We start from the raw sequence: 21,585 nt of genomic DNA on the forward strand, positions 1-21,585 counted from the left end.
AATGCGGCACCGGCCGGGCCTGCTGGGGCGGGGTTGTCGCGGCGCCCGGGCGTGGAGACACGCATGTCCCGTTCCCTTCTCCCCGTCACCCTGATCGGGGCGCCGACCGACGTCGGCGCCGGCCACCGCGGCGCGCGGCTCGGCCCCGAAGCGCTGCGCATCGCCGGTCTCGGTGAAGCACTGCTCGCACGCGGCGTCGATGTGCTCGATCGCGGCAACATCGACGGCCCGCGCAACCCGTGGCTCGACGCGGTCGACGGTTACCGCCACATCGCCGAGGTCACCGAGTGGAACCGCCTCGTGATGGAGGCGATGTACGCCGAACTCGCCGGCGGGCGCATGCCGATCCTGCTCGGCGGCGATCACTGCCTGGGCCTCGGATCGATCACCGGCGTCGCGCGCTGGTGTCGCGAGCAGGGCAAGAAACTGCGCGTGCTCTGGCTCGACGCGCATGCCGACTTCAATACGAGTGACGTCACGCCGTCCGGCAACATCCACGGCATGCCGGTCGCGTGCCTGTGCGGCATCGGCCCGATGCCGTTGACGCATCTCTCCGGCACGGCGCCCGCGGTACGTGCCGAAGACATCCGCCAGATTGGCATCCGTTCGGTCGACGAAGGCGAGCGGCGCCTGATCCGCCAGCACGGCCTCGATGTCTACGACATGCGCTACATCGATGAGATCGGCATGCGCGCGGCGATGCTCGAGGCGCTCGATGGCCTCGACGACGACACGCACCTGCACGTGAGTTTCGACGTCGACTTCCTCGACCCGTCGATCGCGCCCGGTGTCGGCACCACGGTGCTCGGCGGGCCGACGTATCGCGAAGCATCGCTGGTCATGGAAATGATTTGCGACACCGGTCGACTCGGCTCGCTCGACATCATGGAGCTCAATCCGCTGATCGATGATCACAACCGCACCGCGATCCTGGCGGTCGATCTCGTCGAAAGCCTGTTCGGCAAGTCCACGTTGTTGCGTGATTGATGCGTGATCGCGTCGTCGGCATGAACGCATCATGACGACGAACGTCTTCACGAAGCGACGGTCGACGCCGGTTTCACACGCTTGCCTGTGTCATGCGGCCACGGATTTCCCATGCCGCGTTTGCGGCGACCCTGGAGATGACACCATGAAGCGTCTGACTGCCCTGCTGCTCCTTGCCATGTTTTCGATGAGCGCTCTCACCGCCTGCAACACGATGGCCGGCGCCGGTAAGGACGTCCAGAAGGTTGGCGAAAAGGTCGAAGACAAGGCCCAGGATTGCAAGGACGCGCATTGCTGATACGCGCGTCGTGAAATGAAAAAGGGCCGGAGCGATCCGGCCCTTTTCTTTTGCGCGATGTATTTGCGCGATGCGATATCGCATCACCAGCCCGGCGGCGGATCCGGCACAAATCCGCTGCCCGGAAACGCACGCGGTTCGCGCGGGTCGCGGTCGCGATACGGAATGATCCCGCGCTGCGCGAGCGCGTAGCGGTCGTCGTAACGGACCTCGCTGACCTGCACCGGCGTGCGACTCGCGCGCACGAATCCGGTACGTGAGACGGGCGAGTATTCGGCGTCGCCATGGCCGGTGCCGATCGACTGCGCCTTCGCGGCCGGCGCAGCAGCGCGTGCGCCGCTCGCGTCCTCGGCGCGACGCTCGGGCATGTAGACCGGCGGAGGCGGCGGCATCGGCCGCGCCTCATCGAACACCGCGATGCCGATGACGCCGACATTGCGCGCGCGGCCGGTACGCGCGGCGTAGCTGTCACGCACGTCGGAGAAATAGAACTGCGCGACGTTGTCCAGCGACTTGCGCCAGCCGGTGATCTCGGTGGTCGCATACGGTTCGAGCACGTAACCGGCCTGGCCTGCACTTGCCGTCTGCCCTGTCACCGCGTTGACGCCGTCGACGCTGAGCACCACCAGCACGCGCTGGCCGCTGTGGTTGGCCAGACGCACCGCGTAGCGATGGCCGGGTGTGCCCGGCACCCAGGCCTGGCCGCGGTAGGCGTATTCAGGCAGCGCGCCGTAGGCATCGCGGTCGACGATGGACAGATCGACGCGGCCATCGTTCCAAGCGCGTGCTTGGGCGGCACCCGCGAGGGCGAACAGGGCGGCGAAGGCGAGGGCGGCACGGGATCGGCGGGACATGGCGACGCTCGGTGGTGGAGTGCAGTGGTCAACGCGCGACCCGGGTGGACAGGGTTGCGCGCGCCGCCTGCATTCACGCGCAGTTGCCCCGGGCGGCCGGACCGCGCGCGGTAAACTCGCCGGCCACACCGTTTCGCGCACCACGATGACCCGCACTCGCGTCCTTACCGGCATTACCACCTCGGGCACGCCGCACCTGGGCAATTACGCCGGCGCGATCCGGCCGGCGCTCGAGGCCAGCCGCGACCCGTCGGTCGAGAGCTTCTATTTCCTCGCCGACTACCACGCGCTGATCAAGGTGCAGGACCCGGCGCGCGTGCAGCGCTCGACGCTGGAGATCGCCGCGAGCTGGCTCGCCGCAGGTTTGGATCCGTCGACCGTCTGGTTCTACCGGCAGAGCGACATCCCGGAGATTCCCGAACTCACCTGGCTGCTCACCTGCGTCGCAGGCAAGGGCATCCTCAACCGCGCGCATGCCTACAAGGCGGCGGTCGACCGCAACCGCGAAGCGGGCGAGGACGACGATGCCGGCATCACCGCCGGCCTCTTCATGTACCCGGTGCTGATGGCCGCGGACATCCTGATCTTCAACGCGGACAAGGTGCCGGTCGGCCGCGACCAGATCCAGCACATCGAGATGGCGCGCGATTTCGGTCAGCGCTTCAATCATCTTTACGGCGAACATTTCACGCTGCCCGAAGTGACGATCGCCGAGAACGTGGCGACGCTGCCCGGGCTCGACGGCCGCAAGATGAGCAAGAGCTACGACAACGTGATCCCGCTGTTCGCCCCGCGCGAGCAGCTGAAGAAGCTGATCTATTCGATCGTCACGGATTCGCGCGCACCGGGCGAACCCAAGGACGCCGACGCCTCGAACGTGTTCCAGCTTTACCAGGCGTTCTCGACGGCGGAACAGACCGCGGAGATGCGTCGTGCGTTCGAGAGCGGTATTGCGTGGGGCGAAGCCAAGCAGGCGCTGTTCGAGCGCATCGATGCTGACATCTCGCCGATGCGCGAGAAATACGAAGCGCTGATCGCGAAGCCCGCGGACATCGAAGCAGTGCTGCGTGACGGCGCGTCGCGACTGCGCGCGCGTTATGCGACGCCGGCTCTCGCCGCGCTGCGCGATGCAGTCGGCCTGCGCGATCTCTCCAAGGTCAGCGTGACGACATCTGATGTCGACGAGCGCGCCGCGCCGGCAATGTTCAAGCAGTACCGCGAGAACGACGGCAAGTTCTACTTCAAGCTCGTGCGCGGCGATCGCGTGCTGCTGCAGAGCGCCGGTTTCGATGCGCCGCGCGATGCGGGTCAGCGTGTTGCCGCACTCAAGCAGGCCGCAAAGCTCGACGACGATGCACTGCTTGCCGATGGCGCGACCCGCGATGAAGTGGAGGCAGCGCTCGCGCAGATGGCGGAGGCCGCCGCATGAGCATGTCGGTGCAGCAGATGCTGGCGCTGATCCTGTTCCTGCCGTGGTTCGCGATCCTGGTCGGGCTGTTCTGGTTCTATCCGAAGCAGCCGCGCAATGCCGCGCGCCGCCTGTTCGATCTCGCATCGATCGCGGTCGCACTGGTCGCGTTCGTGCTGATGATCCGTTGGGCGCATGGCTATGCGGTGCCGACCGGCACGGCGGGCAACATCTGGCGACAGGTGCTCGCCACCACGGCGGGTTACGCGGTGTTCCTCGGTGTGATGGCGGTCGCGTGGTTCCTGCGACGTCGCTGGCTGCGCGGCACGTCGTCGAACCGATAAACGGCGTTTAAACCTTCGCGATCCTTCGCGCATCGATAGAGCTGTCGACGACGCCACGTCCCGACGCCCCGCTCATCGAAGGCTCGTCCATGTCCGATCGTCTCAACCGCACGGCGCTGTGCGTCGCGCTGCTGCTCGCCGCTGCGTCGCTGCATGCGCAGGAATCCACCGCGCTGGCCGCCACAGCGCCCGCGGTGAACACCTACCTGCCCGCGGATTTCGCGCGCTACAACCCGCACAACGCGCTCGACATGCTCAAGCAGGTGCCGGGTTTCGTGATCCGTGAAGCCGAGCAGGAGCGTGGCCTTGGCGAGGCGACGGGCAACGTCGTCGTCAACGGCCAGCGCATCTCCGGCAAGTCGAACGACGTGCTGACCGAGCTCACGCGCGTGCCGGCGGCGAACGTAGTGCGCATCGAGATCGTCGACGGCGCGAAGCTCGCGATTCCGGGCCTCAGCGGCCTCGTTGCGAACGTCGTCACCAAAGCCGGCGGCATGAGCGGGCAGTGGTCGTGGAAGCCCGACATCCGCAAGTACTACACGCGGCCGCAGATCACCCGCGGCGACGTCTCGGTGAGCGGTTCGAAGGGTGCGCTGCAGTACAACGTCGGCCTGAGCAACAACGGTAACCACAGCGGCGCCGGTGGCGGCACCGTCATCTACAACGCGGACGGCAGCGTGCGCGACGTGCGCGACGACGCATGGACCGGCGAATCCGACAACCCGACGCTCAGCACGCGGCTCACCTACACCGCGGCCGATGGCGACATCGCCAACCTCAATGCGTCGCTGACGAAAGAGTTCTATCACTACCGCGAAGACGGCACGCGCAGCGGCCCGGGCCTGCCCGATCGCACGCGCGCGGTCCGCGAGAACGAGGGCGGGCATTCGTACGAAATCGGCGGCGATTACGAATTCGGGCTCGGCATCGGCAAGCTCAAGCTGATCGGCCTCGATCGTTACCAGCACCAGCCCTACGACCAGACGGTGGTGACGCACTTCGTCGACGGCTCGTCACCGGACGACGGCAGCCGCTTCGCGCGCGACAGCGAGGAAGTCGAACACATCGCGCGCGCCGAATATCGCTGGGTGACCGGCAAGAGCGACTGGCGCATTTCCGCCGAAGGCGCTTTCAATTCGCTTGATAGCGCGTCGAGCATCGCGGTGCTGGATGGCAGCGGAAACTTTATCGGCGTGCCGCTTCCGGGCGCGAACGCGACGGTGACCGAGGACCGCTACGAAGTGATCGGCAGCTGGGGCCATCCGTTCGGCGACAGCGCGAAATTCCAGATGTCGGCCGGCGGCGAATATTCGAAGCTGCAGCAGGCGGGCGATGGCGGTCTGACGCGCGAGTTCATCCGCCCGAAGGGCTCGATGTCGCTCGCGTGGAAGGCAAGTGACACGCTCGACGTGAACTTCAAACTGCAGCGCAAGGTCGGGCAGCTCAACTTCTACGACTTCCTCGCGTCGGTGAATCTCAACGACGGCAGCCAGAACGCCGGCAATCCTGACCTGATTCCGCAGCAGAGCTGGGAGTTCGAGGTCGAGACCACGCGCACGCTTGGTCAGTGGGGCACCACCACGTTGCGCGTGTACGACCACCGCATCGACGACCTGATCGACACCATTCCGATCGGTGACCACGGCGAAAGCCCGGGCAACATCGACAGCGCGCGCGAGTACGGCTTCGAGTGGAAGGGCACGTGGAAGTTCGACCCGCTCGGCTGGCACGGCGCGAAGCTCGATACGCGCTGGTGGGTGCAGCAGAGCGACGTCAAGGATCCGCTGACCGGCGAACAGCGTCGCACCAGCAACAGCCTCATCCATTTCTGGGACATCGCGCTGCGCGACGACGTGCCCGGCACGTCATGGGCCTGGGGTTTCGAGGTCAACCACGAACTCGATTCGCGCGACGTGCGCCTCACCGAGATCAACCACACCTGGGAAGGCCCGGTCTGGGGCTCGGTGTTCATCGAGCGCAAGGCCTTCTTCGGCCTGACCGTGCATGCCACGCTGACCAACGTGTTCGGCGCCGGCAGCTACCGCGACCGGTACGTCTACGCCGACCGTCGCACGGGCCCGCTGGATTTCCACGAAGTCCGCGACCGCCGCATCGGCCCGATCCTGTCGCTCGCGATCACCGGTACGTTCTGATCGGCGCACTCCGTGTTCCGCCCGCGCGGTCGACCTTGGCGTCGCCCGCGCGGACAATGCGCGCATGCACGGACTTTTCGTCACCGGCACCGACACCGGCGTGGGCAAGACCCGCGTCGCCACCGCGCTTGCGTATGCGCTGACGCGTGCCGGCGTGCAGGTGCACGCACGCAAGCCGGTGGAATCGGGTGTCGACGCACGCACCGCGCCCGCCGACGCGCAGGCGCTGCGCGAAGCGGCCCGTGCGCACGAACCCATCGACGTCGTATGCGCGTTGACGCTGCGCGCAGCGCTGTCGCCGGAGCGCGCGGCGGCCCTGCAGGGCGTCGAACTGCCGCTTGCGATGCTGGTCGACGCCTCGACGCGCGACGTTCGTGACGACGGTTTCGTGCTGGTGGAAGGCGCGGGCGGCTTCTATTCGCCGATCGCCGATAACGCGTTGAACGCGGATCTCGCCGTCGCGTTGGGACTGCCCGTGCTGATCGTCGCATCCGATCGTCTCGGTGCGCTCAACCACGTGTTGCTGACGGTGGAAGCGGTGCAACGTCGCGGACTCGATGTCACGGCGATCGTGCTCAATCGTGTGAGCGCCGACGTGGACGCCGGAATGGACAACGCGGCCGACCTCCGTCGTCGCCTCGACATTCCCGTCATTGCGTTTCGACATGGTGATGCGCCCGGTCACAATGCCTGGTCGCACGAAGCCAATGCGCTCGTGCCGCTCGTTGACCTGCTGCGAGTGAAGCGATGAATCCGAACGTGCGCGAAGCCGATATCGAACGCGCCGTCGAGGTGCTGCGCGCGGGTGGGCTCGTCGCGTTCCCCACCGAAACCGTTTACGGCTTGGGCGCGAATGCGCGCGACGCCGAAGCGGTGTCGAAGATCTTCGCCGCAAAGGGGCGACCCGCCGATCATCCGTTGATCGTGCACATCGCGTCGGCGCAGGCGTTGCCGCGCTGGGCGTCGCAGGTGCCGGATGCCGCGATGAAACTTGCTGCCGCGTTCTGGCCTGGCCCGCTCGCGATGGTGCTTTCGCGCGCAGCGGGTGTTCCGGACGCGGTGACCGGCGGACTCGACACCGTCGCGCTGCGCGTTCCTCGTCATCCTGTCGCGCTCGCGTTGCTGCGTGCGTTCGACGGCGGCCTCGCTGCGCCGTCGGCGAATCGCTACGGCCGCGTCAGCCCCACGCGTGCCGCACATGTGCGCGAGGAGTTGGGCGAGCGCGTCGACATGGTGCTCGACGGCGGCGCCTGCGAGGTCGGCATCGAATCGACCATCGTCGATCTCTCCGGCGACAAGCCGGTGTTGCTGCGACCCGGCGCCGTGACGATCGAGATGCTCGAACGCGCGCTCGGTACATCGGTGCGTCACGCAGGCCAGGGCGCGACGCCGTCGCCCGGCCGCAAGCCATCTCATTACGCGCCGCGCGCAAAGGTGCTGCTCGCGAGCGATGCCGAAGCGGTGAGCCTCGCGCGCTGCTTCCACTCCGGCGGCGCGCGCGTCGGCCTGCTGTCCACGGTCGCACCGATGGAGGCGGGCATCGACTGGCTGGGCATGCCGTCCGATCACGACGCACAGGCACGCGAGCTCTACCAGCGGCTGCGCGACGCCGATGCGCTCGGCCTCGACATCGTCGTCGCCGTGCTGCCGCCCCTGCGCGACGGCATCGGCGAGGCGCTGCACGATCGGCTGCGCCGCGCAGCCGGTCTCGGCGACGGAACGCCCGATGCGTCAGACTTGCACGCATGACCGACCGCCTCACGATCACCCGTCCTGACGACTGGCACGTGCACCTGCGCGATGGCGCGATGCTGCGCGACGTGCTGCCCGACACCGCGCGCCGTTTCGGCCGCGCGATCGTGATGCCGAACCTCGTACCGCCGGTGGTGACCACCGCCGACGCCGCGGCATACCGCGAGCGCATCTTCGCGGCATTGCCGGCCGAGATGACGTTCGACCCGCTGATGACGCTGTATCTCACCGAAGGCACGACGCCCGACGAGATCGAGCGCGCGAAAGGCAGCGGGTACGTCCACGGCGTGAAGCTCTACCCCGCACATGCGACGACCAATTCGAGCCACGGTGTGACGGACCTGCGCCGTTGCGCGTCCACGCTCGAGGCGATGCAGCGCGTTGGCATGCCGTTGCTGGTGCACGGCGAAGTCACCGATCCCGACGTCGATGTGTTCGATCGCGAAGCGGTGTTCATCGATCGTGTGCTGACGCCGCTGGTGCGCGACTTTCCGCAGCTCAGGATCGTGCTCGAGCACATCACCACGACCGCCGCCGCGGACTTCGTGCACGCAGCGCCCGATAACGTCGGTGCGACGATCACCGTCCACCACCTGCTGCTCAACCGCAATGCGATCTTCGCCGGTGGCCTGCGTCCGCATCACTACTGCCTGCCCGTGCTCAAGCGGGAGCTGCATCGCCAGGCGCTGGTTAGGGCTGCCATTTCCGACTCGCCGAAGTTCTTCCTCGGCACCGATAGCGCGCCGCATCCCAAGCATGCGAAGGAATCGGGCTGCGGCTGTGCGGGCATCTACACCTCGCATGCGGCGATCGAGCTGTACGCGGAAGTGTTCGACGCCGCCGGCGCGCTCGACAAACTCGAAGCGTTCGCGAGCTTCAACGGTGCGGATTTCTACGGCCTGCCGCGCAACGCTGATCGCATCACGCTGGTCCGCGAGGATGTCGCGGTGCCGGACACCGTGCAGGTCGGCGGGCAGGAGCTCGTGCCGTTCCGCGCGGGCGCGACGGTGGGCTGGCGTCTCGAGGCGTAAACCTTACGGCGTGACTTCCGCGAGCGCGAAGTCCGTGTAGTAGAAGCGGTCGTCGCGCAGTACGTGCTCCCCGGAGCGCACGTCGATCGCGACGTCGAACATCGGCCCCCCGACGACGAGCGTGTGGAATTCGCCGTTCTCGCCGCAGGGGTCGCAGTCGCCGGGCAGCGCTGCGAGCAGCGTGTCGTCGAAGGCGCGGCCGGAGAATGTCGAATCGAGTTGCTGCGTATCGACGCAGCACAGGTTCGCGCGCAGCCCGCCGGCGATCATTTCGCGCGCGAGGCGCGATGTGTCCCTGCCGAACAGCGGCGTCTCGATGCGCCAACCGAGCGCCGCACACGAGGCTTCGCGCCAGCTGCGTACGTCTTCCAGGAAAAGATCGCCGAAGGCGACGGTGTCGAGCGTCGACCAGCGCTGTTTCGCCTCGTTCAATGCGTTCGCGATCGCCGCTTCGTAGCGCGCGTTGTCGCACTGCGGTTCGATCGTGGCTTCAATCAGCGGAAGGCCGGTCGCGCGTGCCTGTGCATGCAGCACGTCGCGACGGATGCCGTGCATCGCGATGCGGTCGTAGCCGCTGTTGACGGTGGTGAGAAGCGCGACGACTTCGACGTCATCGCGCTGGCGCAGCACGTGCAGTGTCCACGCGGCATCCTTGCCGCCGCTCCACGAGAGCAGCACCGGACGTCTCACAGTTGTGCTCAGGCGGCGGTGACGTCGCGCAGCTGCCAATGGGTACCGGCGAGCAGGCGAAGGCGATGGCGCACCACGTCGCCGGGCAGGCGCGTTGTCAGCACGAGGTCGATGTGCAGGTCGCGCTGTTCGCCGGTCGCGGTGGCGGCCGGATCGGTCGCCCCGAGTGCGGGATCGACGTCTTCCGGATCGCCCTGCGCATCGCGCCAGCGGTCGAACACCTGCGACGTGCGCATCGCCTGCTGGAGCTGCTCGGCGAAACCGTCCGCCCCGTGCGCGGAGAACGACGTGGCGGCGTCTTCGCCGCGGGCGGCGGCGCCATCGGGCAGGCGGATGTAGTAGCGCGTCGGCATGGACAATTCCTCAACGGGTCGCGTTCAGTGTATTCAGCATGCCACGGTCGCTTTGTGAAAACGCGACAGGGCGCTGAACGACAGCGGCCCGCCGAAGCGGGCCACGTCATGGTGCGGATGCGATGCAATCAGTCGCGATCCGCGCCGGCGGTGGCTTCCTGTCCGAAGCTGCGGCCGTCCTGTCCGCGCTGCCAGAAGAAAACGGGCGCCGGTGTATTGCGGCCGCCGATTTCCTGCATGTCCGCATCGACGTCGAACAGCCGCCCATCGACCATCACGTAGCGCGTATCGATCGTGCTGCGGATGTTCTCCAGCGGGTTCGAATTGAGCACGACGAGATCGGCCTTCTTGCCGACTTCCAGCGAACCGGTCTGCTTCGACAGGCCGAGGTAGTCGGCGCCGTCGATGGTCGCGGCGCGCAGCGCTTCGAAGTTGCCCATCGCCTGCGCGAGCATCCACGTTTCCCAGTTCGCCGACAGGCCTTGCAGCTGGCCATGTCCGCCGACCTGGATGTGGATGCCGGCGTCGCGCATCTTCTTCGCCGACTTCGCGATCTCGACGTGCCAGTAATCCCAGTCCGGTGCAACCTCACGTCGGATGCTGCGCGCGTCGAGCGTTTCGCGCGGGAAGAAGCGTGCGAGCTTCTTGTCTTCCCAGACGTTGTCGTGCGCGTACCACCAGTATTCGCCCGACAGGCCGCCATAGGTGACGACCAGCGTCGGCGTATTGCGCACGTCGGTCTGCGACCACACGCCGAGCACGTCCTTATACAGCGGCGCGACCGGGATGTTGTGCTCGATGCCGGTGACGCCGTCGAGCATCATCGGCATGTTGTGGTTGAATGTGGAGCCGCCTTCCTCGACGACCAGCATGCCGAGCTCGCGCGCGGCCTGGTTGATCTGCTGGTGCTGCTCGCGACGCGGCTGGTTGTAGCTCTTCACCGAGAACGCGCCGACCGCCTTCATGCGACGCAGATGACTGCGTGCATCGTCGATCGAGTTCACCACCGCCTTGAAGTCGCCGTCCGCGCCGTAGAGGATCGTGCCGGTGGAGAACAGGCGCGGGCCGACCATCTTCCCGGCCTTCAGCAGTTCCGACTGCGAGAACACGAACTCCGTGCTCGCCGACGGGTCGTGCATCGTGGTGATGCCGAACGCGAGGTTGGTGTAGTACGCCCAGTTCTGCTGCGGCACCACGCCGGAACCGAAGTTCGCCGAATGCGAATGCACGTCGATGTAGCCCGGCACGATGGTCTTGCCGTGCGCGTCGATCACGCGTGCGCCACCGGGGACCGCGACCTGCGAGGCGGGACCGACCGCGGTGATGTGATCGCCCTGCACGACGACGGTGCCGTCGTCGATCACGTCCTGCGTGTGCTCGGCATCGCGCATGGTGACCACGCGTGCATGCGTGAACGCGACTGTGCCTTCCGGTGCATACACCGTCTGCGTCAGGCCGACCTCGACGCCGCCATCGTTGCTCGGCTTCGGAATCTCCTTCGGTGCGCCCGGCACGAACGCGAACGTGTCGCGCAGGTCGCGCGAGTAGTAGCGGTCGCCCATCATCCAGTGCAGCGACTTCGAATCCGCGGCCCAGTGCAGGTAGCTGCCGACGTCGGCGGTGACCTGCGTGACCGGCACCGCCTTGCTGTCCTTCGACAGTTCGACCGACTGGCCGATCTCCACCAGCGGCGTCACGTAGGCATTGAACAGTTCGGTGAACGCGACCCACTTGCCGTCGGGGCTGATGCTCACGGTGTCCGGATACTTCAGCGAATACACCTCGCGCGGTTCTTCACTGTTCAAGCCGACGGACATCAGCTTCTTCTTCAGGCCGCCGCCGGTGAAGTAGTACACGCGCGTGCCATCGGCGCTGAACTGCGGCGTGTCGCCTTCGTCGGCGATGCGGTGCGCGCCGCTGCCGTCGGCGTTCATGACGTAGATGCCTTGGTCGCGCGTCCATGCCGAACCGGTCAGGCCGCTGCCGCCGCTCTTTGCATAGACGATGCGACGGCCGTCCGGCGAGAAGCGCGGTGCGTAGTAGTAGCCCTTCTCGGTCGTCAGCTTGCGGCCCGCGCCGCTGCCATTCGCATCGCGCAGCCAGATCGCCGACAGGTCGTTGTCGGACCACGTCGTGTAGAGCAGCTTGCTGCCGTTCGCGCTGAAGCTCGGCTGGTATTCGTAGACGCCGGTGTTGCTGGTGAGGCGTTCGGGGGTGCCGTTCGGCAGCGTCTTGCGCCAGAGCTGGCCGACCGCGTTGAAGATCAGCGTCTTGCCGTCCGCGCTGGTCGCGACGTCGCGGATCATCTTCGGCGCGAACGTGCCTGTCTCGATGTCATGCGTGAAGCGCAGCGGTCCGGCAACGGTCTGTTCGATGTCGGCGCTGAACGGAATGTTCGACGGCTTGCCGCTCGCCATGTCGACGCGCCACAGCTTGCCCTGCGCCCAGATGACGACGTTCTTCGAGTCGGGCGTCCAATCGAAATCGCTGTACGGGCCGAAGATCGCCCAGGCTTCCTGCTGGTCATGCGACAGCCCGTCCCACACGGGACGCACTTCGCCGCTCTTCAGATCCATCACGTGCAGCACCGACTTCTCGCGCACGCGCTTCACGAACGCGAGGTACTTGCCGTCCGGGGAGGGCTGCGGTCGCATCGCGCCGCCGGGTGTGTCGATGATCGTCTCGATCTTTCCGGTCTTCCGGTCGAGACGCTTGATCGCGTAGATGACGCCGTGCGGATCCTTGTTGTACTGGAACGTCGGGCCGGGGCTGACGTCCTCGCTGAAGTAGACGTAGCGGCCATCCGGCGACACCGCGGGTTCGCCGAGGTCCTGCTGGTCGTTCTTCTGCTTGGTCAGCTGCAGGCCCGTGCCGCCGCCGGCGACGTGGTACATCCACAGCTCGCCCGCGCCGAGCGAACGCTCGCCGGTGAAATGCTTGCGGCCGATCAGGTACTGGCCGTCGGGCGTCCACGCGGGGTTGTTGAGCAGGCGGAAGTCTTCCTTGGTCACCTGCACCGCGTTGCTGCCGTCCGTGCGCATGCGCCAGAGGTTGTTGCCGCCGCCGCGATCGCTGGTGAACGCGACCTGCGCGCCGTCCGGCGAGAAGCGCGGCTGCACGTCCCAAGCGGGACCGCTGCTGATGCGCGTCGCCTTGCCGCCACCGATCGGCAGCACATAGATGTCGCCCATCATCGAGAACGCGAGCTGGCGGCCGTCGGGCGACACGTCGACGTCCAGCCACGTGCCTTCGTCGGTGCTGAAGCGGATTGTCTTGGTCGGGCCGTGTGGCGCGCTAACGTCCCACTTCTTGTCGTCGGTCGCGCCGGGCTTGCTCGGGCCACGCTGGGCCTGGCCCGGGTCCTGCGCTTTCGGCACGCCGGCGGGATTCAGCGCGTCCTGCTCGAGTTGCGTATCAGGTGGCGGGGGCGGCGTATCGCCCTTGCTCGCCTGCGCGAAGGTGGGAGCGGTGGCGAGCGAAAGCGCGCCGGCGAGTGCGGCGGACAGCAGCGAACGATTGGGAGTCATGGCGTCGAAGGGCGTGATAACCCTTCGACGGTACCGGAGCGGCGCGGTCGCGGACCGGGCCGGAAGTCAGGTGCGCGTGACGCGCGTCGCCATCACTCCCAGGCGGGGGAGTCGGATGCGAACGCCAGCGTCAGCGAACCGCGGCCCACGTTGACCATGCCGGTGAGGCTCATCAGGCTTTCGAACATCTCGACGCGATGCGTGCGGCAGGTTTCGACGAGTTCGTTGTAGCCCGACAGGCGATGCAGCTCCTCGATCGGGCCGCCGTAGCTGATCGCCATGGTCGGCGTGAGCAGCTTGCCGTCGCGCACCCGGCGCGCGGCGAAGGTGAACAGCTTCTCGGCCGCGGTGTCGAAGCCTTTGACCTTGGCGACCGGGCCGGTTTCGCCGCGGTTGCAATGCAGGATCGGCTTGATGTCGAGCGCGCTGCCGAGCGTCGCGCTGAGGAAGCTGACGCTGCGGTCGCCGCGATGGCGCGTACGCGCGCGCAGGTAGTTGAGGTCGCGCGGCACCATGTAGGCCTGCGTCGCGAGTGCGACCTGCTCGATGCGCGCGCGCATCTTCGGCGCGCCTTCCTCGCTGTCGCGCAGGCGCACCGCTTCAACCGCGGCGATCGCCTGGCCGGAGAACACGCTCTGCGTATCGATCACGCGCAGCGAGAACGGCGTGGTGATGCCGGCCGCGGTGCGCGGGCCCTTGTACTCGTTGAGGATCGCGAAGCTCGCCTGCGACGTGTTGTCGTAGATCGGGCTGCGCGTCTTGGTGATCGTCATGCAGAAGACGTAGTCGTAATCGATGACGAGCTTGCGCAGGAACAGGTCCTGCACCTGCTGCACGGTGAAGGGCTGCGTCTCGGCTTCGGCGATGCGTTCGGCCGACTGTGCGTCGAGGAACTCGAGCGTGGCCTGCTCGTTACGCTGGTCGGCGAGCACGGCATTGCCGATCTTCACGGTGATCGGAAGCAGCGTGATGTCGTGCTGCGAGAAATAGTCCAGCGGAAGATCGCAGGCCGAATCGACGACGAGTCCGATACGCATGGGTCAGGCCCCTTTGGCTTCTGATTGTTCTTTGGCAGACAGGATTATCGGTCCCGTCGTCGGAATCTTGATGAGGAAAGCGGAGTCGTCGTTCAGCAACCCGTGCTGCTGTGCGATGCGACTTTCCGTACGAGTGCGTGTGGTTCTGCGCCGGACGACAAGTACAGCGTCGGCTCGCTGACGTTGTAGTGATCGGTGGTGTCTAGGATGAGATCGAGGCGGCCGTCGTGATCGAGGTCGCCTGCGAACAGCAGTGAAGGCGTCGCGTCGTCACCGAGCATCACGGTGCCGTCGTCGTAACGGCCGGCCGGCAGTTCGAACAGCACCTGCCGCCCCGCGCCTCCCTGCAGTACGACGCTGCACGTCGGTGCGTTGGCGATGCAATCGAGTTGCAGGCGATACGTCGCACCGCGCAGCTTCAGCAGCAGCGGCCCGCTCGACAGCGGCGCTGGTGCGACGCCCGTCCATGCGGTCGCCACCGGGCCCGAGTGCAGGCCGGGGCCGCGAAGCAGCATCTGCGTGTCGTGCACGCGGCTGCTGACGTCATGCGCGCTCCGGGTGCCGTCATCGTCGACCAGCACATCGCGCACACGCTGCACGCGCGCGTTGGTGGTGACGAGTGCGGAGCGCGCGGGCGTGACCTGCAGCGCGAGCCATTGCTCGCCGTCGCGCACGAAGGATTCGCCGTCGTGCTGCACGCCGAGCGGATGCAGCGCGTACGCCGCAGCGAGTGCGACCGCGATCAATGCCATGCGCCGAGGATCGCCCCGTAGAGAAGGAACTGGACCACGTGGTAGCCGCCATCGATCAGCCACAGGGTCATCGGCTTGCGCGCGAACGCGTAGTTGATGCCGAAGCTGGTCGCGACGAACAGCAGGCCGATCACCGCACCGATGCCCGCACCGTGCACGGGGCCAATGTCACGCGGCAGGGCCAGCGCCATCGCCGTGGCCGACACCAGGCTCAGGACGAACGCGGTGCCGAAGGTGCGGCCGGGATGTCCCGGCGATGCGGCGGGGTCGATACCGCTCGCGCGCGCCCAGGCCTTGAGGAACAACGGGCCATACCAGAGCCCGCCGAGCATGAAGGCGGATACCGCCGCGACCAGCACGGCCCACGGGTTGATGGTGGCGAACACTGGCATGCGGATCCCCGACGCGCCGACGCCCCCGGCGCCGGTCCGTCGGGCAGGGTACGCCAGTGACGGGGTTCACGCTTGCCGCGTGTCGGCGGTCGCAACGTGGCACCGCCCGACGGGGCGATGCCGCTTCGATCAAACGATCAACGCGCCCGGTCGGGCACCGAATACGCGCGCGGCAGCGGGCCCTGCGGCGCCATGTAGCGATCGCGCAGGTCGGTCTGTCGGCTGCGCATGGTGATCGCGCGGCCGTCGAGCCAGACCTGCTTGGCGACGTTGGCGACGTCGAGCGGGTCGCCCGTCCACAGCACGAGGTCCGCACGCTGGCCGACCGCGATCTGGCCGACGTCGCGCAGGCCGAACACCTCGGCCGGCACGCGGGTCAGCGCGGCGAGGCCGTCGTCCCACGGCAGGCCGTTGGCGACGGCGTTGCCCGCCAGCTGACGCGTGTTGCGCGCGTTGTGGGTCGGGTTTTCGCCGCCCTGCACGATGCCGACGGTGACGCCGGCCTGGCGCAGGATCGCCGCGTTGTCCATGCGTGCGCCGATCTCGTCGAAGTTCGCCGGCAGGTCGGCGAGCGGGTCGACGAACACCGGCACCTTGGCTGCCGCGATCTCGCGCGCAACGCGCCACGCCTCGACGCCGCCGACGATGCCGACACGCAGGTGCTGGCGCTGCGCGAACTTCAGCAGCTGATGGATGTCGACGGCGCGGTCGACCTGGAACATCACCAGGCCCTCGCCCCGCGCGAACTTCGCGAGCACGGCGCGGCCGGCCGGCGTCAGGCTCGCCGCGTTCGTCGTCGCCGGGATGCGGCCACGCGCTTCGTCCAGCCACTGCTCCAGCAGCATCCATTCGCCGGCACGCGAATGCCCGGTGACGTCCGCGCCTTCGTGGCCGAGCGCGACGAACAGCACGCGCGCGCCGACCGGATCGGGCGAGCCGTCGAGCCGCACCATGCCGCCCTGGCCGAGGATGATCGAGCCACCTTCGCCGAGGCTCGGCATCAGCATGGTTTCGCCGATGCCTTCGATGCGGTTGACCGGCACCGCCGTCGCGTCCGGATTGAATGCAAGGGTGACGTCGAACTCGGGTCGCACGTTGATGTCGCGCGCGTTCTCGCCCATGCCGAGCGACGCATCGACCGTCGAATCCTCGCCCGAGACTTCCTCGACGCCCAGATGGGTGAGGCCGCCGAACAATGCGGGCGTGACCGGCGCGCCGTTGGCGTCGACCGTCGGCACGTTGGCCGGCGCGGTGAGATGTTCACCGACCGCTGCGATACGCCCCGCGTGCACCAGCACGTCGGCATTGCGCAGCGTGCCGCGCGAACTCGCGGTGTGCACGGTCGCGTTGCGGATCAGCAGCTCCTGCGCGGACGCGGAACCCGCGATCGCGAGCAGCAATGCACTGGCGAGTATCGAAACGCGGCGGCTCATCGCACGCCTCCCATCGGCGCGGCGCGTTGGCCGAGCATGAAATCCGAGACTGGCTGACGCGACGGATCCTTGCGGTCGTAGATGCGCGCACCGTCGATGTAGACCTGTTCGGCCTGCGCGTAGCTGCTGAACGGCGTGCCGTTCCAGACCACCACGTCCGCCATCTTTCCTGCCTCCAGCGTGCCCGTCTTGTCGAGGATGCCCAGCGCCTTTGCCGGGTTCTGTGTGATCCAGAGGATCGCGTGCTCGGGCGTGATGTCGATGCCGGCGAGCCTGGCGTGCGCGATCACCTTCGCGGCTTCCTGGTTGAGTCGCTGGATGCCTTCCTCGGAATCGGAATGCACGATCGCGCAGCCGTTCTTCGCGCGGTCGACCAGCGCGATGTTTTCCTGGATGCCGTCGTAGGCCTCCATCTTGAAGCCCCACCAGTCGGCCCACATCGCGCCGCAGACGCCTTCGGCGCCGAGGCGGTCGGCGAGCTTGTAGGCCTCCACCGCATGGTGGAACGCGGCGACCTTGAAGCCGAATTCCTTGGCGAGGTCGAGCATCGTCGCCATCTCGTCTGCGCGGTAGCAGTGGATGTGCACGCGGATGTCGCCGTTGATCGCGCCGGCGAGCGTGTCCATCTTCAGGTCACGCTTGCCACCGGTCGCGTTCTCGCTGTCCGGCTTCGGGTCGTTCGACCACCAGTGCTCCTTCTTCGCCGGCTGCGGGCGGTTCTTCTTCAGGTATTCGGAGGCATCGATGAACGCGGCGCGGTAACCCGCTACGTTGCCCATGCGGGTCGACGGGCCGCCCTTCTTGCCGTACACGCGCTTGGGGTTCTCGCCGCAGGCCATCTTCAGGCCCCAGGGCGCGCCCGGAAACTTCATGCCCTGGTACGTGGTCGACGGCACGTTCTTGAGCGTGACGCCGCGTCCGCCGATCAGGTTCGCGGAGCCCGGCAGTACCTGCAGCGAGGTGATGCCGCCTGCGAGTGCGGTGAGGAAGCCGGGATCCTGCGGCCAGATCGAATGCTCGGCCCAGACGTTCGACGTCACCGGGCTGGTCGCCTCGTTGCCGTCGGCCTGCGCGCTGACTGCGGGGCTGGCATAGACGCCGAGGTGCGAGTGGACGTCAATCAGGCCCGGCGTCACCCACTTGCCGGTGCCGTCGACGACGGTGGCATCGGCCGGCGCTTCCAGGCCGCGCCCGACCGCGACGATCGCACCGTCGCGCATCAGCACGTCGGCGCCTTCGAGGCGCTCGCCGGTACCGGTGAGCACGGTCGCATTGCGGATCAGCACGGGCGACGAGGCCACCCGCGAATACGTGGTGGGGTAGGGATCCTGCACGAACCGCGAGGGCGAATTCGCGGCTCCGGCGGCAAGCGGGACGGCCAGTGCGACCGTACAGACGAACGAGGCGAGCAACCTGAGCATGGTGGTTCCGCGGGCAGGACAGCCGACGACCGTAGCGGGCGCAGGCCGATCGTCACCGTGCCCTTCGTCATGCCCGGGCCGACGCGCGTGCAGGTTCGACGACGCGGTTCGATCCGGCTGCGGCTCGCGTCGTGCGAACATTCGAAAGAAAAAGGAAAGCAATTCGATGAAAGACAAAGACCAGATCGTCGCCAACTGGCTGCCGCGCTACACCGGCGTCGCGTTGGAGGACTTCGGCCAGCACGTGCTGCTGACCAACTTCGGCGGCTACCTGCAGACCTTCGCCCGCCTGATGGGCGCGCAGATCGTCGGTCTCGACAAGCCGATGCCCAGCGCGACCGCCGACGGCATCACCATGATCAACTTCGGCATGGGCAGCCCGAATGCGGCCACGCTCATGGACCTGCTCTCGGCGATCGATCCCAAGGCCGTGCTGTTCCTAGGCAAGTGCGGCGGTTTGAAGCGCAAGACCGTGCTGGGGGACCTGGTGCTGCCGATCGCGGCGATCCGCGGCGAAGGTACGTCGAACGACTACATGCCGCCCGAGGTGCCCGCGCTGCCCGCGTTCGCCCTGCAGCGCGCGGTGTCGACGATGATCCGCGACCTCGGCCACGACTACTGGACCGGCACCGTCTACACGACCAACCGCCGCGTCTGGGAACACGATGAAGCGTTCAAGGAATACCTGCGCAAGCTGCGCTGCATGGCGATCGACATGGAAACCGCGACGGTGTTCGCCGCCGGCTTCGCGAACCGTATTCCCTGCGGCGCGCTGCTTCTCGTCTCCGATGCACCGATGACGCCGGAAGGCGTGAAAACCGCCGAGTCCGATGCACGCGTCACCGCCGATTTCGTCGACAACCACATCCAGGTCGGCGTCGAAGCATTGCGTCTCATCCGGCGACACGGAAAGTCCGTGAAACACCTGCGTTTCGATGAATGACCGCATGGCCGCGACGGACGGTTTTTTACGTCGCGACCCTTGAGATGTGCCGCTCGCAGACTGTCACACCAGACAGGAGCGGGACATGGAGCAGGCCTTCCTGGTGGTCCTCGGCGCGGCGCTGACGTGGACTTTCTATTTCATCCAGCGCCACGTCGAACGCCGTCGCACGACCGAGGCGATCGAGCGCAGCCAGAAACTGTTGACGCTCAAGCAGGGGCTCGAAGGCGCGAAAACCAGCCTCGGCGATCTGCAGCGTTTTGAAGCGGGGCTCGTCGGCAAGGCGCAGAGCGCGGTGGAAATCGCCGACGGCTATCTCGCGCGTGCCGAGGAAGTCGTCGAGCGCGGCGCCGTCGAAGTGCTGCAGGACGACGAGTTCACCGCGCAGGCGCGCGAGCAGTTGCTGCTGGCCGACGCCAAGCTGCATCGCGTCGTCGCACGCCTGCGCGCGCAGCTCGACGCGGAAGGTCAGGCCGCGTTCGATCGCACGCATGCCGCGTGGCTGCAGTTCCGCGAGCGGCATGCGCTCTTCATCGCGCAGTCCTATGCTCGGGGTCCGATCCGCGCACTGATCCAAGCGGTGACGCTGGAAAGCCTCACCGCCGCATGGATCGCCGAACTGGAGACGCAACTCGGTGAATGACGAGATCACGAGCGCTGCCGACGTCATCGCCTTCTGGCGGGATGCCGGCCCGTCGAAATGGTTCACGCGCGACGACAGCTTCGACGCGCACTGTCGCGGCCTGCTGCATCTCCATTTCGCCGCCGCGCGTCGCGAACTCGACGCGTGGCGTGCGGATGCGGTCGGCGCGCTCGCGCTCGTCCTCCTGCTCGACCAGATCCCGCGCAATGCGTTCCGCGGCAGTGCGCATTCGTATGCGACCGATCCGCTCGCGAAATCGATCGCGACGCAGGCCATCGATGCCGGCTTCGACCTCGCCACCGACGAAGCGCTGCGCATCTTCTTCTACCTGCCGTTCGAGCATTCCGAATCGCTGGACGACCAGCATCGTGCGCTGGCGCTGCATCGCGAACGTCTCAGCGCGCCCGATGCGGATCAGTGGGCAAAGCTGCATCTCGACATCATCCAGCGCTTCGGCCGGTTCCCGCATCGCAACGCCGCGCTCGGTCGCGTCAGCACGCCGGAAGAGCAGGCGTTCCTCGACAGCGGTGGATTCGCCGGCTGACCACGCAAAAGAAAACGGCCGCGTTTGCGGCCGTTTTCGCGAACGATCGATGCGTACCGATCAGTAGCGCGGCACCGCGGCGTCGACCTGCTGCGACCACGCGTCGATCCCACCTTCCACGTTGTGCACGTTGGTGAAGCCGAGCCGGCGGAACTGCTCCGCCGCGGCCGCGCTGCGACGGCCGTGATGGCAGAGGAACGCGAGCGGCGTGTCCTTCGGCATCCCTTCCACTTCGCTCGCCGCATCGCCGTCGAGCACCGAGAACGGCACGCGCACCGAGGCGATCGTGCGTTCTTCCGGCGGACGCACGTCCACCAGCGTCAGCGCGCCGTCCGCCAGCATGCGCGCCGCATCGGCCGCGCTGATCGACTTCACCGTCTTCGCGTTCGGGTTCTCGACCACCAGGCCACGGCCACGTTCGTCGTCGACCCAATCGATGCGAAGGCCATTTGCGCGCTGCGCACTCGCGACGTCGAACTGCGCGCGGATGCCGTCGACTTCCGCCGCGATCGCCTGCGGATCGATCGGACCGAGCTGCAACTGCGCGCGATGATCGGCGTCCACCGAAATCTGCAGCGCGTAACCCGGGCCGGCATCGGCCACCGCACTGCGTAGCATCTCGGCCGCGGCAGGCGTGATCTCGATCGACGGCGGCGTGCGGTCCGGCGCCTCGACGCCGAGCAGCGTGTGCAGCTCACCGGAGTTCGCCATCTGCACCACGATGTCGCTGCCGCCGACGAGTTCGCCGTCGATGTAGAGCTGCGGAATCGTCGGCCAGTCGCCGTACGCCTTGATGCCCTCGCGGATCTCCGGATCGGCGAGCACGTTCACGTGCGCGTAGTCGATGCCCAGCCCGTCGAGCACGCCGACTGCCTTGGACGAGAAACCGCACTGCGGCATGCGCGGATCGCCCTTCATGAAGAGGACGACGCGATTGGATTGCAGGAGGGAGTCGATTCGGGAACGGAGGGCAGGGTCGAGATTCATGCCGGGAATTGTCCGGCGCGTCGATCTCACCGATTG

At 67.2% G+C, this 21,585-nt stretch carries 21 protein-coding genes; 11 read left to right on the plus strand and 10 right to left on the minus strand.

Annotation, left to right across the window (positions count from 1 at the left end):
• The first annotated feature begins 63 nt into the window (after positions 1 to 63).
• Positions 64 to 987 (plus strand): arginase, encoded by a 924-nt coding sequence (gene rocF / locus ACVWWW_RS02815; protein ID WP_027083974.1) that lies wholly within the window; start codon positions 64 to 66, stop codon positions 985 to 987.
• Positions 988 to 1,132: 145 nt separating this feature from the next.
• The gene (locus tag ACVWWW_RS02820; protein WP_027083973.1) at positions 1,133 to 1,285 is read left to right on the plus strand and encodes an entericidin A/B family lipoprotein; all 153 of its coding nucleotides are present in this window, start codon (positions 1,133 to 1,135) and stop codon (positions 1,283 to 1,285) included.
• Between the two features lie 83 nt (positions 1,286 to 1,368).
• Here the strand turns inward: ACVWWW_RS02820 and ACVWWW_RS02825 are convergent, their stop codons facing one another.
• Positions 1,369 to 2,139 carry a hypothetical protein gene (locus ACVWWW_RS02825; protein ID WP_051235570.1) on the minus strand — a complete coding sequence of 257 codons (771 nt, stop codon included), beginning with the start codon at positions 2,137 to 2,139 and terminating at the stop codon, positions 1,369 to 1,371.
• Between the two features lie 145 nt (positions 2,140 to 2,284).
• Between ACVWWW_RS02825 and ACVWWW_RS02830 the strand changes: the two genes are divergently transcribed.
• The 6 genes from ACVWWW_RS02830 to pyrC all read left to right on the plus strand — a co-directional run bounded on the left by ACVWWW_RS02830 (position 2,285) and on the right by pyrC (position 8,827).
• Positions 2,285 to 3,568: a tryptophan--tRNA ligase gene (locus ACVWWW_RS02830; protein ID WP_027083971.1), complete on the plus strand. Its 1,284-nt coding sequence runs from the start codon at positions 2,285 to 2,287 to the stop codon at positions 3,566 to 3,568.
• Entirely contained in the window at positions 3,565 to 3,891 is a 327-nt protein-coding gene (locus ACVWWW_RS02835) for a hypothetical protein (RefSeq protein WP_027083970.1), read from the plus strand. The genes ACVWWW_RS02830 and ACVWWW_RS02835 overlap by 4 nt, the downstream gene beginning before the upstream one ends.
• Positions 3,892 to 3,980: 89 nt before the next feature.
• Positions 3,981 to 6,044: a TonB-dependent receptor plug domain-containing protein gene (locus ACVWWW_RS02840; protein ID WP_027083969.1), complete on the plus strand. Its 2,064-nt coding sequence runs from the start codon at positions 3,981 to 3,983 to the stop codon at positions 6,042 to 6,044.
• A 64-nt stretch (positions 6,045 to 6,108) separates the two neighbouring features.
• Positions 6,109 to 6,795 (plus strand): dethiobiotin synthase, encoded by a 687-nt coding sequence (bioD, locus tag ACVWWW_RS02845; RefSeq protein ID WP_081672304.1) that lies wholly within the window; start codon positions 6,109 to 6,111, stop codon positions 6,793 to 6,795.
• Complete coding sequence (locus ACVWWW_RS02850; protein WP_027083968.1) at positions 6,792 to 7,793, plus strand: L-threonylcarbamoyladenylate synthase; 1,002 nt, start codon at positions 6,792 to 6,794, stop codon at positions 7,791 to 7,793. Before bioD ends, ACVWWW_RS02850 begins: the two co-directional genes overlap by 4 nt.
• Entirely contained in the window at positions 7,790 to 8,827 is a 1,038-nt protein-coding gene (gene pyrC, locus ACVWWW_RS02855) for a dihydroorotase (protein ID WP_027083967.1), read from the plus strand. The genes ACVWWW_RS02850 and pyrC overlap by 4 nt, the downstream gene beginning before the upstream one ends.
• Before the next feature lie 3 nt (positions 8,828 to 8,830).
• Here pyrC and ACVWWW_RS02860 read toward each other — a convergent pair whose 3' ends face one another.
• From ACVWWW_RS02860 to ACVWWW_RS02895, 8 genes are all read right to left on the minus strand, one after another.
• Positions 8,831 to 9,517: a diphthine--ammonia ligase family protein gene (locus ACVWWW_RS02860; RefSeq protein WP_155914446.1), complete on the minus strand. Its 687-nt coding sequence runs from the start codon at positions 9,515 to 9,517 to the stop codon at positions 8,831 to 8,833.
• 8 nt (positions 9,518 to 9,525) lie between these two features.
• Complete coding sequence (locus ACVWWW_RS02865; protein ID WP_027083965.1) at positions 9,526 to 9,870, minus strand: hypothetical protein; 345 nt, start codon at positions 9,868 to 9,870, stop codon at positions 9,526 to 9,528.
• A 128-nt stretch (positions 9,871 to 9,998) separates the two neighbouring features.
• Positions 9,999 to 13,397 (minus strand): amidohydrolase family protein, encoded by a 3,399-nt coding sequence (locus ACVWWW_RS02870; RefSeq protein WP_081672302.1) that lies wholly within the window; start codon positions 13,395 to 13,397, stop codon positions 9,999 to 10,001.
• Positions 13,398 to 13,489: 92 nt separating this feature from the next.
• Positions 13,490 to 14,434 (minus strand): DegV family protein, encoded by a 945-nt coding sequence (locus tag ACVWWW_RS02875; protein ID WP_027083963.1) that lies wholly within the window; start codon positions 14,432 to 14,434, stop codon positions 13,490 to 13,492.
• 92 nt (positions 14,435 to 14,526) lie between these two features.
• Positions 14,527 to 15,186, minus strand: coding sequence for a hypothetical protein (locus ACVWWW_RS02880; protein ID WP_036143255.1), 660 nt, complete (start codon positions 15,184 to 15,186; stop codon positions 14,527 to 14,529).
• A complete protein-coding gene (locus ACVWWW_RS02885; protein WP_027083962.1) occupies positions 15,177 to 15,578 on the minus strand; it encodes a DUF1761 domain-containing protein in 402 nt (133 codons plus the stop codon). The genes ACVWWW_RS02880 and ACVWWW_RS02885 overlap by 10 nt, the downstream gene beginning before the upstream one ends.
• Positions 15,579 to 15,715: 137 nt before the next feature.
• On the minus strand, positions 15,716 to 17,011 hold the full coding sequence (locus ACVWWW_RS02890) for an amidohydrolase family protein (RefSeq protein ID WP_027083961.1): 1,296 nt from the start codon (positions 17,009 to 17,011) through the stop codon (positions 15,716 to 15,718).
• Positions 17,008 to 18,432 (minus strand): amidohydrolase, encoded by a 1,425-nt coding sequence (locus ACVWWW_RS02895; protein ID WP_027083960.1) that lies wholly within the window; start codon positions 18,430 to 18,432, stop codon positions 17,008 to 17,010. Before ACVWWW_RS02895 ends, ACVWWW_RS02890 begins: the two co-directional genes overlap by 4 nt.
• Before the next feature lie 166 nt (positions 18,433 to 18,598).
• On the opposite strand from ACVWWW_RS02895, the gene ACVWWW_RS02900 reads away from it, so the two are divergent.
• From ACVWWW_RS02900 to ACVWWW_RS02910, 3 genes are all read left to right on the plus strand, one after another.
• On the plus strand, positions 18,599 to 19,375 hold the full coding sequence (locus tag ACVWWW_RS02900) for an AMP nucleosidase (protein WP_027083959.1): 777 nt from the start codon (positions 18,599 to 18,601) through the stop codon (positions 19,373 to 19,375).
• A gap of 85 nt (positions 19,376 to 19,460) precedes the next feature.
• A complete protein-coding gene (locus ACVWWW_RS02905; protein ID WP_027083958.1) occupies positions 19,461 to 20,018 on the plus strand; it encodes a lysozyme inhibitor LprI family protein in 558 nt (185 codons plus the stop codon).
• A 4-nt stretch (positions 20,019 to 20,022) separates the two neighbouring features.
• Positions 20,023 to 20,562 (plus strand): DUF924 family protein, encoded by a 540-nt coding sequence (locus tag ACVWWW_RS02910; RefSeq protein WP_027083957.1) that lies wholly within the window; start codon positions 20,023 to 20,025, stop codon positions 20,560 to 20,562.
• A 60-nt stretch (positions 20,563 to 20,622) separates the two neighbouring features.
• On the opposite strand, the gene grxD is transcribed toward ACVWWW_RS02910, so the two are convergent.
• A complete protein-coding gene (grxD, locus tag ACVWWW_RS02915) occupies positions 20,623 to 21,549 on the minus strand; it encodes a Grx4 family monothiol glutaredoxin (RefSeq protein WP_027083956.1) in 927 nt (308 codons plus the stop codon).
• Positions 21,550 to 21,585 lie beyond the last annotated feature (36 nt).

The sequence above is a fragment of the Lysobacter sp. HA18 genome, assembly GCF_054057595.1.